Raw genomic sequence first — 13,872 nt, forward strand, 5'->3', positions numbered from 1 at the left:
GGCACGCCCGGTACGCAGACAGGTAGCTTGAGGAATTGATGGCTGACAACGAGGGCACGCCCGACCAGACAACCGAGATCGAGCCCGCCGATGCGGCCGCCGAGCAGGCGAAAGGCGGCGCGCACATCGACATGTCGGTGGCGGAGCTGCGCGAGTGGTTGCGGCGCTGGGTATCCGAGGCAACCGGACAGCCGATCGAACAGATCACCGTGGACCGGCCGATGGAGGAGTTCGGGCTCGCCTCGCGCGATGCCATCGCCCTGTCCGGTGACATCGAGGAACTGACCGGCGTGATGCTGACGGCCACCGTCGCCTACCAGCATCCGACGATCGCCTCGCTCGCCGAGCGGATCATCAACGGTGAGCCGGAGGCGCCGGAGGAATCCTCCGACGACGCCTTCTATACCGCGGGCTACCTGCCGGGCGCGGCGCACGACATCGCCATCGTCGGCATGTCGACCCGGCTACCCGGCGCGGGTACGACGCCGGAATCGACCTGGGAATTCCTGATCGGACGCGGCGACGCGATCCGTGCGCTTCCCGAAGGTCGATGGGCCGAGTTCGCCAGTGATCCGGTGGCGGCCAAGGCGATCGCCGAGGGCAACACCCTGGGCGGTTATCTCGACCAAGACGTGGTGAAGAACTTCGACGCGGAGTTCTTCGCAATGTCGCCGATCGAGGTCGAGCGGGTCGATCCGCAGCAGCGCCTGATGATGGAGTTGACCTGGGAGGCGTTGGAGCACGCCAGAATTCCGGCGAGTGAGCTGAAGGGCGAGCCGGTCGGCGTCTTCATCGGCACCTCCACCAACGACTTCATGTTGATCGCCGCGCTCGGGCTCGGCGCGGACGACCCGTCCGCGCCCGCGTCGGCCGCCGCCTACGGTCTGACCGGTAGCTCATCGGGCATCATCTCCAACCGCGTCTCCTACTTCTACGACTTCCGCGGCCCCTCGGTCGCCGTCGACACCGCGTGCTCGTCCACGCTGGTCGCGGTACATCAGGCGGTACGCGCGCTGCGCGACGGCGACGCCGATCTCGCGCTGGCGGGCGGGGTGAACATGCTGCTCGCGCCGATGGCCACACTCGGCTTCGACGCGGTTGGCGCGGTCGCGAAGGACGGCAGGATCAAGGCGTTCTCGGCCGACGCCGACGGCATGGTGCGTTCCGAGGGCGCCGGTCTGGTTGTGCTCAAGCGCCTCGCCGACGCCGAGCGCGACGGCGACCGGATCCTGGCCGTCATCAAGGGCTCCGCGGTCAACAATGACGGTCGCTCCAACGGCCTGGTCGCCCCGAACCCCGACGCGCAGGCCGACGTGCTGCGCCGGGCCTACCGGGACGCGGGCGTCGTGCCGAGCACCGTGGACTACATCGAGGCGCACGGTACCGGGACATTGCTCGGCGACCCGATCGAGGCCGACGCACTCGGCCGGGTGGTCGGCCGCGGTCGTGACGCCGACAAGCCCGCCCTGCTCGGTTCAGCGAAGACCAACTTCGGTCACTTGGAGTCCGGTGCCGGTGCCGCCAGCCTGGCCAAGGTGGTCATGGCGTTCCAGCACAATCTGGTGCCGCCGAACGTGCACTTCGCGGGCCCCAACCCGTACATCCCGTTCGACCAGGCGCATCTGAAGGTCGTCGCGGAACCGACCGAGTTCCCGCGCTACAGCGGCACTGCCACCGTCGGTATCTCCGGCTTCGGCTTCGGCGGCACCAACGCGCATGTCGTATTGCAAGAGTATGTGCCCAGCGCGGCCAAGGTCGCCGTCCCCGGGCCCACTCCGGCGGTCGCGGCGGCCGACCTCGAAGCCGAGTTGGACGACGAGACCACCGATGTGGTCGCGGAAGCCGATGCCGTCGTGGCCGAGGCAGCAGCTGAACAGGCCGCCGAAACGGCAGCGTTCGTCGCCGAATGGACTGCCGAGCGGACCGCGCCGTTGCCGGTGATCCTGCCGGTATCGGGGTATCTGCCCTCGCGTCGCCGCCGCGCCGCCGGCGAGCTGGCCGACTGGTTGGAGTCCGAGACAGGCGCCGAGACTGCACTGGCAGACGTGGCGCGTTCACTCGCCAAGCGCAGCCACTGGCGTTCGCGCGGCGTCGTGCTCGCCACGTCGCACGAGGAAGCGATCACCGGACTGCGTGCCATCGCGGCGGGCAAGCCGGGCGCGGGCGTGTTCACCGCCGATGCCCCGGCCGCCTTGGGCCCGATGTGGGTGCTCGCCGGTTTCGGCGCGCAGCACCGCAAGATGGGCAAGCAGCTCTACCTGGAGAACGCGATTTTCGCGAAGGCCGTCGACGAGGTCGATGAGCTGGTGCAAGACGAGGCCGGATACTCGGTCCGCGAAATGTTCCTGGACGACGGCCAGGACTACGACGTCGGCACCTCGCAGGTCGGCATCTTCACCATCCAAATCGGCCTCGCCGCGCTGCTGGGCGCGCACGGTGCGCAGCCGGCGGGGGTGGTCGGACATTCCATGGGTGAGGTGGCGGGCGCCTACATTGCCGGTGGTCTCCCGCTCGAGGACGCGGTCCGTGTGATCTGCGCCCGTTCCCGCCTGATGGGCGAGGGCGAGCAGATGATCAGTGACGACGACGTGCGAAATATGGCGCTGATCGAGTACAGCGCCGAGGATGTCGCGACACTGCTGCCGGACTACCCGGATGTCGAGGTCGCGGTATACGCGGCGCCGACCAACACGGTGATCGGTGGGCCGCAGGACCAGGTCGCGGCGATCGTCGCGCAGGTCGAAGCCGCTGGCAAGTTCGCGCGCGTGCTGCAGACCCGGGGCGCGGGCCATACCTCGCAGATGGATCCGCTGTTGGGTGAGCTGGCTGCCGAACTCGCGGGCATCGAGCCGACCGCGCTGAAGACCGGTCTTTACTCGACCGTGCACCAGGAGCAGTACTTCCGCCCCGGCCACGACCCGATCCACGACGAGGACTACTGGGTCAAGAACATGCGCCACAGCGTGTACTTCACCAACGCGGTGAAGCTCGCGGTGGACACCGGACACACCACGTTCCTGGAGCTGGCGCCGAATTCCGTAGCGCTGATGCAGGTGCTGGGTACCACCTTCGCGGCCGGCGTGCACGACGCGCAGCTCATCGCGACTCTCAAGCGCAAGGAGGATGAGTCCGCGGGCATCATCGCCGCGCTCGCCCAGCTCTATGTGCATGGGCACCAGGTCGATCTGCAGTCGCTGCTGGGCGCCGGCGACTACCCGGACCTGCCACGAACCACGTTCCTGCGCAAGGAGTACTGGCCGAAGGCCACGATGTCGGCGGGCGGCAACAGCCGGGTCCCCGGCGCGCATGTGGCGCTGCCCGACGGTAGACACGTCTGGGAGGTATCGGCCTCCGCCGTCGCCGATCTGTCCGCACTGGTGACTTCCGCCGCGGCGCAGGTGCTCAGCGATGTATCGCTGGGCGCCTCGATCCCGCACGGGGCGATTCCGGCTGCGGGCACGCTCACCACAACCCTGACCCCGCACCTCGGCGGCGCCTCGGTACAGGTGCATGCCAACGAGGGCGCCACTTTCCGGCTGGTGTTCGACGCGGTGGTGACCGCGAGTCAGTCCACACGCCCGGAACCTCTTGTGGCCGAGTCGGTCTCGATCGCTGCCGCGACCGAGCAGAGTGACGCCGATATCGAGGTCGTGGAGACCTTCGGTGAGCGATGGGACCCGAACGGCGCCCAGACCGTGGAGGAGCGACTCGCGCTGATCGTCGCGGAGTCCATGGGTTACGCGGTCGAGGACCTCCCGATGGAGATCCCGCTGATGGAACTCGGCCTTGATTCGCTGATGGCAATGCGCATCAAGAACCGGGTCGAGTTCGAGTTCGATATTCCGCAGCTGCAAATCCAGGCTGTCCGCGACGCGAGCCTGCACGAGGTCGGCAAGGTGCTCCGCTACGCCATCGAGCACCGTGACGAGGTGCAGGCGATGGCGGATAAGCAGGCCGCCGACAAGGCGGCCGGCGGCTCCGGCGAACTGACCGTGGATGGCGACCTCCTGACCGCTGCCCGGGCGGCGCTCGCTACCGGCGCGGACCCGGTGGCCGTGGTGTCGGGTGCGCCCGTCGGCACGCCGGACACGGCTGCCACGGTTTCGGATACTGACACCACAACGTCGGAAACAGCTGTGTCCGAAGCCGACTCGGCTGCGGCAGGAGAACAGGTCGCCAAGCCGGCCCCCGCGGTAGCGGCGGTCCCGGCCCCACCGGCCGCGGTCTTCGGCGGCGGGCAGACCGCCGACGAAGACGACGTTCCGCCGCGCGATGCCGCCGAACGCCTGACCTTTGCCACCTGGGCGGTGGTGACCGGTAAGTCGGCCGGGGGCATCTTCAACACGCTGCCGATTCTCGATGAGGACACTGCCGAGAAGATGGCGGCGCGGCTGACCGAACGGGTCAAGGCCGAGATCACCGTCGATGACGTGCTCGACTGCGAGACCATCGAGCAACTTGCCGACATTGTCCGCGAGCTGCAGGACAGTGGTGCCGACGTGGACGGTTTCGTCCGCCCGCTGCGTCCACGGCAGGACGGCTCGACTGCCGCACCGGTGTTCGTGTTCCATCCTTCGGGCGGAAACACGCTGGTCTACGAACCGTTGCTCAAGCGGTTGCCGGACAGCACGCCGATGTATGGCCTCGAGCGGGTCGATGGCTCCATGGAAGAGCGTGCCCGGCAGTATCTACCGGAACTGCGCAAGATCCAGGGTGCGGGACCGTACGTGCTCTACGGCTGGTCGCTGGGTGCGGTGCTGGCCCTTCAGGTCGCACAGCTGCTGCGTGCGGAGGGCGCGGACGTTCAGTTGGTGGGCCTGATCGACCTGGCCATCCCGACCGAGGGGGAGGACAACAGCCCCGCTGAGCGGGTGCGCCGGATCGAGCGCTACCAGGACTTCGCGAAGAGGACCTACAGTGTCGAGGGCGAGTTGGACCGCGAGCAGTTGGAGTCGCTGGCGGCAGCTTCCGACGAAGAGCAGTTCAAGATGATCAGCGATCTGATCAAGATCAGTGGCGCGAAGATCCCGGGCGGCGTGCTCGAGCACCAGCGCACCTCGTGGATCGACAGTCGCCACCTCGCCAGGACCCAGCCATCGCACTACGACGGCAACGTTGTGCTCTACCTCGCCGACCGCTACCACGACGGCATGATCGAGCTCGAGCCTCGATTCGCCGACCGAGTGCCCAACGGCGGCTGGGACGACTACCTGACGAACCTGGAGATCATCCGTGTGCCGGGCGATCACCTGCAGATCATCGACGAACCGCGGATCGGGAAGATCGGGGCCGACCTGACTGCGAAGCTCGTCGCGCTCGAGGCGAAAGGGGCCAAGTGAGCACGACTGCCGAAAAACTTGCCGACCTGCGAAAGCGACTGGAATTAGCGCAGGAACCGGCAGGTACGGCGGGGGTGGCCAAGCGGGCGAAGAAGGGAATCCCGAGCGCTCGCGACCGGATCAACATGCTGCTCGATCCGGGCACTTTCGTGGAGATCGGTGCGCTGGTACGCAAACCGGGCGATCCCGCCGCGCTGTACGGCGATGGTGTGGTCACCGGCCATGGTCTGGTCGAAGGCAGGCCGGTTGCGGTGTTCTCGCATGATCAGACCGTCTACGGTGGTTCGGTCGGCGAGATGTTCGGCCGCAAGGTGGCCGGAATGCTGGAGTACGCGGCCAAGGTCGGTTGTCCGGTGGTCGGCATCAACGACTCCGGCGGGGCCCGTGTGCAGGAGGCGGTGACCTCGCTGGCGTGGTACGCCGAACTCGGGCGGCGTCAGGAGCCACTGTCGGGCCTGGTCCCGCAGATCTCGATGATTCTCGGTAAGTGCGCTGGTGGTGCCGTATACGCCCCGATCAATACCGACGTGGTGGTGGCGACCGAAGAGGCGTACATGTTCGTCACCGGGCCCAAGGTGATCCGTGAGGTCACCGGCGAGGACGTGAGCCTGGAGGAGCTCGGTGGCGCGCGCAGTCAGGCCGAGTACGGCAACATCCATCACGTTGCCAAAGACGAGGCCGCCGCGTTCGAGTGGGTCAGGGAGTACCTCAGCTTCTTACCCACCAGCTGCCAAGAGTTGGCGCCGATCGTGAACCCCGGTATCGAACCGGAGATCACCGACAGCGACCTGGAGCTGAATTCGATCGTCCCGAACTCCGACAACGCCGGATACGACATGCACGACATCCTGTTGCGGCTATTCGACGACGGCGCGTTCCACGAAGTCGGCGCGTCCGCGGGCCGCAACATCATCACCGGGTTCGCTCGCGTCGACGGCCGAAGTGTCGGTGTGGTGGCCAACCAGCCGATGGTCTACGCGGGTGCGCTGGACGCGCGGGCGTCGGACAAGGCGGCGCACTTCGTGCGATTGTGCGACGCGTTCGAGATCCCGCTGGTGTTCGTCGTCGATACGCCCGGCTTCCTGCCCGGTGTCGAGCAGGAGAAGATCGGCGTCATCAAGCGCGGCGGCCGGTTCCTGTTCTCCTACGTCGAGGCAACGGTGCCGAAGGTGACCGTGGTGATTCGTAAGTCCTACGGCGGCGGCTATGCCGTGATGGGTTCCAAGCAACTGGGTGCCGACGTGAACCTGGCCTGGCCTACCGCGCGCATTGCGGTGATGGGCGCCGAGAGCGCGGTCAGCCTGATCGGCGGCAAGCAGATCGAGGCGGCGCCGGAGGACCAGCGTGCGGCGATTCGCCAGCAGATGATCGACTTCTACAACGCCACCATCGCGACGCCGTGGGTGGCCGCCGAGCGGGGATACGTCGACGCGGTCATCGAGCCGTCGACCACCCGCCTGGAACTACGTCGCGCGCTACAGCTGTTGCGGGGCAAGAGCGTTGCTCGTAACCCGCGCAAGCACCATCTGCTGCCGCTGTAGCGCCGGAGGGACACGAATCGGGCCGCACCCCTTGTGGGGCGCGGCCCGATTCGTGACTGGTGTGGCGAAATCAGCTGATGCTGGCGGACTCGATGACGACGTCGTCCACCGGGACGTCCTGATGCATGCCCGCCGAGGAGGTGGCGACGGCAGCGATCTTGTCGACCACTTCGGTGCCCTCGGTCACGGCGCCGAAGACGGTGTAGCCCCAGCCCGCGGGGGTGGGGGCGGAGTGGTTGAGGAAGTCGTTGTCGGAGACATTGATGAAGAACTGCGCGGTGGCCGAGTGCGGGTCGTTGGTGCGGGCCATCGCGACGGTGTACTTCGTGTTCTTCAGGCCGTTGTTCGCTTCGTTCTGGATCGGGTCCTTGGTGCCCTTCTGGCGCAGGCCGGGCTCGAAGCCGCCGCCTTGGATCATGAAGCCGGGAATGACGCGGTGGAAGATCGTGCCGTTGTAGTGGCCTGCGTTCACGTAGTCCACAAAGTTGCGCACCGAGCCGGGCGCCTTCTCCTCGTTCAGTTCGAGGACGATCGGTCCATAATTCGTCGAGAGATTCACCTTGGTCATACCCCCCACCTTTCCATCGTGGTCTCGGTCGGTCCGCAGTGCGGGGTCCTGTGTCGTCCCATGGCGTCGCGAAGTGCCTCATCCTGACTCGTCGCGCACAATTGCTGACAAGCGGCGCAGAACGTCCCGCGGCCAAGACGCTGAGGCCACGGAAATTCTCCGGTCGGCGTGCCGCCGGCACAGACGCCTGATTTCGTCAGCACATGGGTAACTCGTCGGGCGCCTCCAGAGCCCGCCCGGCACTCGACCGCCGACCCGTGACGCAACTATCGAGGCGCCGAAGACCGGCATGAAACGCGCAGAGACGCAGGAGCCAGATAGCATTGCCAACCGTGCCCGACGCCGCCACTGCTGTCTTGACAAAACCACCCGCCATTCCAGCGGTCACACCGAGCGACTTCCGCACTGCGCGAGTAATCGCGCTGGTCGCCGGGGTGCTCGGCGCGTTGTTCGCGCTGGCGACACCGTTCTTACCGGTCGCGCAGACGACCGCGGTGCTGAACTGGCCGCAGAGCGGAACGCTCGGCAATGTCGAGGCGCCGCTGATGGCGCAGGTCCCGATCGATCTGAACGCGACGATTCCGTGCGCCACGATCGCACAGCTGCCGGAGCGGGGCGGCATGCTGCTGGCCACCGCGCCGCCGCAGGGTGACCGGGCCGCGCTGGAAGCGTTGTTCGTCCGGGTCGCGGGCAACTCCGTGGACGTGGTCGACCGCAACGCGGTCGTGGTGTCGGCGGACCGGGACCAGATGGGCGCGTGCACGTCGCTGACCATCAGCTCGGATGCCGACCGGACTCGGGCGGTGTTCAACGGACTGACCAGGCAGGTCGAGCGGCCGGGCGCGGGCGGGGCCACCGAGACGGTCACGGTGGCGGTGGAAGGTCAGCTGAGCGGCGATCTGCGGCCCCAGGTGGTCGGCGTGTTCTCCGACCTCAAGGGTGCGGCGCCCGCCGGGTTGGCGCTCCACATGACCGTGGACACCCGTTTCTCCTCCAGTCCGACCGCGATCAAGCTGATCGCGATGATCGCGGCGGTGCTGTGCACGCTGGTCGCGCTGGCGGCGCTGGCCCGGCTGGACAGCGATGACGGGCGCGGGCACCGCCGGTTCCTTCCGGCGAACTGGCTGAAGCCGACCTGGGCAGACGGCGCGGTGATCGGCACCTTGGTGCTATGGCACTTCGCGGGCGCGAACACCTCCGACGACGGCTACATCCTCAGCATGGTGCGGGTCGCGCCGCACGCGGGATACATGGCCAACTACTTCCGCTGGTACGGCGTGCCGGAGGCGCCGTTCGGCTGGTACTACTACGTGATCCAGGTCTTCGCGGAGATCTCCACAGCGAGCCCGTGGGTTCGGGTGCCCGCGTTGGCCTGCGCGATCCTGTGCTGGATGGTGATCAGCCGCGAGGTCGTGCCGCGCCTCGGCCGCGGTGTGCGCAACAACAAGGTGGCGTTGTGGACCGGCGGCCTGGTGTTCCTGGCGTTCTGGCTGCCGTTCGACAACGGTCTGCGTTCGGAGCCGATTGTCGCGCTCGGCGCGCTGCTGACCTGGGTCTCGATCGAACGAGCCATCGCGACCGGCCGCCTACTGCCCGCCGCCATCGCCATCCTGGTCGCGGCCTTCACCTTGGCGGCGGCGCCGACCGGCCTCATGTGTGTGGCCGCGCTGCTCGCCGGCATCCGTCCGCTGGTACGCATCGTGGTGCGCAAGCACCGGCGGTTCGCCGCCGAAGGCGTCGGGCGATGGGGTTCGACATTGCCGCTACTCGCGCCGATCGCGGCGGCAGGTTTCCTCGTGCTGACGACGGTCTACACCGACCAGACGTTCGCCGGCATCCAGGAGGCCAACCGGGTGCGCCAGGTGACCGGGCCCAACCTGGCCTGGTACGAGGACTATCTGCGCTATTACTACCTGTTCGTGGAGACCGTCGACGGTTCGCTGTCGCGCCGTTTCGCTTTCCTGGTGATGCTGCTGTGCCTGTTCACCACCATGCTGGTGCTGCTGCGCCGCAGGCGGGTGCCCGGCATCGCGAGCGGGCCGACCTGGCGTTTGATGGGCGTGGTCTTCGGCACCATCTTCTTCATGATGTTCAACCCGACGAAGTGGACCCACCATTTCGGCGCCTACGCGGGTATCGCGGGGTCGCTGGCGGCGGTCACCGCGGTCGCGGTGTCGGCGAGTGCGCTGCGGGCGCGGAAGAACCGAGCGATCTTCCTCGCCGGGTTGCTGTTCGTGCTCGCCATCGCGTTCTCCGGTATCAACGGCTACTGGTACGTGTCCAGCTTCGGTGTGCCGTGGTTCGACAAGCGCATCTCGCTGCACGGCTACCAGTCGAACACCCTGATGCTGATCCTGTTCGGCCTGGCGCTGGCGTTGGTCGCCTGGTCCACGCTGCGCGAGGACTACATCAAGCCACAGCCGTCACCGAAGTCGCCGCGCGGTCAGCGAATTCGAAAGTTCGCGGCGATTCCGTTGACCGTCGTGGCCGCGTTGATGGTTGCGCTGGAGGTGCTGTCCCTGGTCAAGGGCGCGGTCGCGCAGTATCCGGCGTACTCGCTCGCCCGCTCGAACTTCGACGCGCTCGGCGGCAGCATCTGCGGATTGGCCAATGACGTTCTGGTGGAACCGGACCCGAACGGCGGCAGGCTGACGCCGATCATCGATCCGGCGCATCCGCTGACCGACCCGGCCGACCCGCTGGCCGGTGTCGATGCGGTCGGCTTCGACCCGAACGGTGTGCCGAACGATCTGTCCGCCGACAGCGTCGAGGTGAAGCCGGGCACCGGCAATACCTCCACCCAGTCGGTCGGCGCTGCCTTCGCCGAAGGACAGAGCGCCGGCACCGGAGGAGGCCAGGGCGCGCGCGGCGTCAACGGCAGCACCGTCGCCCTGCCGTTCGGTCTCGACCCAGCGGAGACGCCGATCCTCGGCAGTTACCAGAACGGCGTGCAGCAACCCGCGAGTGTCACCTCCAGTTGGTACCAACTGCCTGCGCGTTCGGCGGACAAGCCACTGGTGGTGATCTCGGCCGCGGGTCGCATCATGTCGTTCGACGACACCGGCTCGATGAAGTACGGTCAGTCGCTCACCGTGGATTACGGCAAGCACCTGCCCGACGGCAGCGTGCAGAAGCTGGGCACCTATCTGCCGCGTGACATCGGCCCCTTTCCGTCCTGGCGCAACCTTCGGGTGCCGCTGGACGAGATCGCGCCGGACGCCGACGCGGTACGCATCGTCGCCAACGACCCGATCCTGATCGGTGACCAGTGGCTGGCGTTCACCCCGCCGCGGATGCCGATGTTGCAGTCGCTCAACAGCCTTCTCGGTTCCCAACAGCCGATCCTGCTGGACTGGGCGGTCGGTCTGCAGTTCCCGTGCCAGCGGCCGTTCGACCACGAGAACGGCGTGGCGGAGGTGCCCGGCTACCGCATCCTGCCGGACCGCCCGCTTGCCATCAGCTCGACGAACACGTGGCAGGCCGAGGAATTCGGCGGCCCGCTCGGCTTCGCGCAGATGCTGGCGAAGTCGACCACCGTGCCGACCTACATGAAGAACGACTGGGCGCGCGACTGGGGTTCGCTGGAGCGCTACGACCAGTACGACCGCAGTGCGGTCCCGGCGAAGCTGGACACCGGCACGGTGACCAGGTCGGGTCTGTGGTCGCCAGGACAGCTGCGAGCGTTCTGACCGGTTCGGACTGACCCGCTATACGGGGCCGCCGCGCAAGCAAAAACCCTGCGCGGCGGCCCTTCTCGCTTGTTTACCGGTGCGAAACCGGGCGTTCAGACCTTCAATCGAAGACCGAGTTCGCGCCGGAGCACCTCTTGCGACGGGAGGCGGCCGAGCACACGCAGCACCGCTGGCCGCAACTCTCGCTGTTCCTCGTCGTTGAGCAGTCCGACAAGATCACGCAGATCCATATCATCGAATGCCGTCGTCATGGAAATCAGATTAAGGCCAGGAACCCGGTTCGTCTCTGATCTCCATCGCCACAGGTGGGAGCATGTTTCCATACCGTACAACCGGTTTGGGTTGCGGGTCCGGTCGTTGCGCGGGTACCGCGAGAACGTGGGTCCGCGCCTCGGTTATCCGGACGCGGCGGCGTCGACCAGAACCCTGGTCGAACTCCGGCCGAGGCTCCCCGGATTCGGGCTTCGTACACGAAGTCGACGCGAATCGCTCGTAAGATTACGAATCGCGCCGTGAAATCCTGCAATCCGACTTCAGCCGCGAGCCATATCGACGAATCGAGACAGGTGGAGTTGGTGGGCGACGGTGATCGTCGCGGTCGGGCCGTTCCGGTGTTTTCCGAGAATCAGGTCGGCCTCGCCGCCACGAGGGTCGTCGCGTTCGATGGCATCAGGGCGGTGGAGCAGGATGACCATATCCGCATCCTGTTCCAAAGAGCCCGATTCGCGTAGGTCAGAGACCATGGGACGCTTGTCGGTTCGCTGTTCGGGACCACGGTTCAGCTGGCTGATCGCGACCACCGGAACCTCGAGTTCCTTCGCGAGCAGCTTGAGGTTTCGGGAGAAATCCGAGACTTCCTGCTGACGGGACTCGACTTTCTTGCCTGAGGTCATCAGCTGGAGATAGTCCACCACAACGAGTTTTAGATCGTGCCGCTGCTTGAGCCGCCGCGCCTTGGCGCGAATCTCCATCATCGTGAGGTTCGGCGAATCGTCCACGAACAGCGGTGCCTCGCTGATCTCGCTCATCCGGCGCGCCAGCTTGGTCCAGTCGTCGTCACTCATCCGCCCGGACCGCATATCGCCGAGCTTGATTTTCGCTTCGGCGGACAGCAGACGCATCACGATCTCCGTGCGGCTCATCTCCAACGAGAAGATCACGCTGGGCAGCCCGTGCTTGATCGAGCAACTGCGCATGAAGTCCATACCGAGCGTGGAATTGTGTGTCGGGAGCATCGATGGCCCGGCCAGGTAAAGATGGTCGCTGTTGTCGACCTCGACGCATCGGACGGGAACGGTGTCGATTTTGCGAACATCCACGATGTGTCGGGACTCGGCCCGCGCGGTGCCCGGCACCGCATGATTCGGCTCGCCCGCGGCTGATCGGACGGCATGGACGATGTCACCGGTCGTGCGGATCCTCGGCTCGGCACCATCGGCACGAGTAATGGTGAGCCATTGGTGCTGTTCGTCCGCGATGATCACGGTGCCGTCGGAGAATTCGACTTCGTAACACGGTCGGTCGGTGAGGACGTCAGTGGCGGCGAGAACGCGAGTGGGGCTGCCGTGGGCGTCGAGCAGTTCGTCGCCGACTCGGACTTCGCCCATGGTGGTCCAGCCGGCCGGGGTCGGCAACGGGGTGTCGAGGGAAAGCGCTTTGCCGACACCAGGTCGCGCGGCGACGATGATCATCTGGCCGGGGTGCAGGCCGTTGGTGACTTCGTCGAGTTCGGTGAACCCGGTAGGCACGCCGAGGGAGATGCCGCCACGCGAGGCGATGGAGTCGATCTCGTCCATCGTCGGCTGGAGAAGTTCCTCGAGCGGGAGGAAGTCCTCGGTGGTGCGGCGTTCGGTGACCTCGTAGACCTCGGCTTGGGCCCGGTCGACGACTTCGGCGATGTCCTGGCCATCGGCGCCCGCGTAGCCATATTGGACGATGCGTGTGCCCGCCTCGACGAGGCGGCGCAGAATAGCCTTCTCGGCAACGATTTCGGCGTAAAAGCCGGCGTTCGCGGCGGTAGGCACGGTTTGGGTCAGGGTGACCAGGTAGGGCGCGCCGCCGATGCGTTTGAGTTCGCCGCGACGGTCCAGCCCGGCGGCGACGGTCACCGGGTCGGCGGGTTCACCGCGGCCGTAGAGATCGAGGATGGTGTCGAAGACGACCTGGTGGGCCGGGCGGTAGAAATCGCCGGGACGGATCACCTCGATGACATCGGCGATCGCGTCCTTGCTCAGGAGCATGCCGCCGAGCACGGATTGTTCGGCAGCCATGTCGTGCGGAGGCTGGCGGCCGAAGTCTTCGCCGGGAGGTTCGGGCGGGAAATCTGTGTGCCCGCGGTCATCGGTGGTTGTCACCAGACTCGACCGTCCTCTCTATCCCGACCGGGTTCTGCCCTGTGATGACTCGTCTACTTCCGGTCACCGACACGTCTGGTGCGGTCGCCGACCAGGTACCAGCTATTACCGCGGATCCACCTGTCCCCGCCCTTCGAGGTGAAGCCTGCACGGCAATGCGACGAACCTAGGCGATGGCAGCGGCCCCCACAAACCGGACTGTGCACATAGCTGTGGATAACTTGGGGACTGTTTACCCAAGGGTGTGCACCCCCCTGTGTACAACTTGGGGAAAACGTCGCTTGGCTAACCCGAACATGCAGATAGATGGATATTTCTGCTGCTCTGCATGTGTGGATGGATAAAGTTACGGCGTGTCGGCCAAGTTGAACAGCCGGG

At 66.5% G+C, this 13,872-nt stretch carries 6 protein-coding genes; 3 read left to right on the plus strand and 3 right to left on the minus strand.

Features of this window, described 5'->3' with window-relative positions; all coding sequences use genetic code 11:
* Window positions 1-38: 38 nt before the first annotated feature.
* Window positions 39-5,339: a polyketide synthase Pks13 gene (pks13, locus tag AB0C34_RS09155; RefSeq protein WP_357069166.1), complete on the plus strand. Its 5,301-nt coding sequence runs from the start codon at window positions 39-41 to the stop codon at window positions 5,337-5,339.
* Window positions 5,336-6,880, plus strand: coding sequence for an acyl-CoA carboxylase subunit beta (locus AB0C34_RS09160; protein WP_357069168.1), 1,545 nt, complete (start codon window positions 5,336-5,338; stop codon window positions 6,878-6,880). Before pks13 ends, AB0C34_RS09160 begins: the two co-directional genes overlap by 4 nt.
* A gap of 70 nt (window positions 6,881-6,950) precedes the next feature.
* Here AB0C34_RS09160 and AB0C34_RS09165 read toward each other — a convergent pair whose 3' ends face one another.
* On the minus strand, window positions 6,951-7,448 hold the full coding sequence (locus tag AB0C34_RS09165; RefSeq protein WP_357069170.1) for a peptidylprolyl isomerase: 498 nt from the start codon (window positions 7,446-7,448) through the stop codon (window positions 6,951-6,953).
* A gap of 356 nt (window positions 7,449-7,804) precedes the next feature.
* Here AB0C34_RS09165 and AB0C34_RS09170 point away from each other — a divergent pair, with 356 nt between their 5' ends.
* A complete protein-coding gene (locus tag AB0C34_RS09170; protein ID WP_357070087.1) occupies window positions 7,805-11,137 on the plus strand; it encodes an arabinosyltransferase domain-containing protein in 3,333 nt (1,110 codons plus the stop codon).
* A 95-nt stretch (window positions 11,138-11,232) separates the two neighbouring features.
* Here the strand turns inward: AB0C34_RS09170 and AB0C34_RS09175 are convergent, their stop codons facing one another.
* Complete coding sequence (locus tag AB0C34_RS09175; RefSeq protein ID WP_357069172.1) at window positions 11,233-11,391, minus strand: hypothetical protein; 159 nt, start codon at window positions 11,389-11,391, stop codon at window positions 11,233-11,235.
* Between the two features lie 282 nt (window positions 11,392-11,673).
* On the minus strand, window positions 11,674-13,494 hold the full coding sequence (gene dnaB, locus AB0C34_RS09180) for a replicative DNA helicase (RefSeq protein ID WP_357069174.1): 1,821 nt from the start codon (window positions 13,492-13,494) through the stop codon (window positions 11,674-11,676).
* Window positions 13,495-13,872 lie beyond the last annotated feature (378 nt).

Source organism: Nocardia sp. NPDC049220 (assembly GCF_040647855.1).
In the GTDB taxonomy this organism is placed as follows: Bacteria; Actinomycetota; Actinomycetes; order Mycobacteriales; family Mycobacteriaceae; genus Nocardia.